This is a genomic window from Virgibacillus sp. M23 (assembly GCF_034190895.1).
Taxonomy (GTDB): domain Bacteria; phylum Bacillota; class Bacilli; order Bacillales; family Amphibacillaceae; genus Virgibacillus; species Virgibacillus salarius.
In genome coordinates this window covers 1-420 of sequence record NZ_JAWDHA010000317.1, presented here as the reverse complement: position 1 = coordinate 420, position 420 = coordinate 1, and the positions used below count along the sequence as shown (strand labels likewise).

1 protein-coding gene is annotated in these 420 nt (G+C 51.0%); it reads right to left on the bottom strand.

The genetic code is table 11. The annotated features are described in order from the left end of the window. Positions 1-420, bottom strand: a 420-nt coding sequence (locus tag RVS70_RS22745) for a D-serine ammonia-lyase (protein WP_321135009.1), incomplete at both ends; no start/stop codon positions are given.

Below are 420 nucleotides of genomic sequence, written 5' to 3'. Positions count from 1 at the left end.
AAAGGCTACACCGCCCGGTCCTCCGCCGACTCCGCACGGCAGATACACAAACAAGGGCGTTTCGAGACTTGGCTGTATATTCATATTGTCAAGCTGTGTTTTTAATCGGCTTGCAGCAACAGCATATCCTAAGAACAGCTGACGAGAATGTTCATCATCAATAAAATAACAGAATGGATCTTGTTCCGCCTGCCGTCTCCCTTCGTTCACCGCTTCACTGTAATCTGTTTCGTACTCCATAACAGTGACACCCTTTTGGCGGAGGAGATCCTTTTTCCACTGCTTAGCATCGGCCGACATATGCCCTGTCACGCGAAACCCGAGTGCCGCGCCAATGATGCCGATGCTTAAACCCAGGTTTCCTGTTGAACCGACAGCAATCGAATAGCGGGAGAAAAACGCGGCCAACCGGTCTTCCCG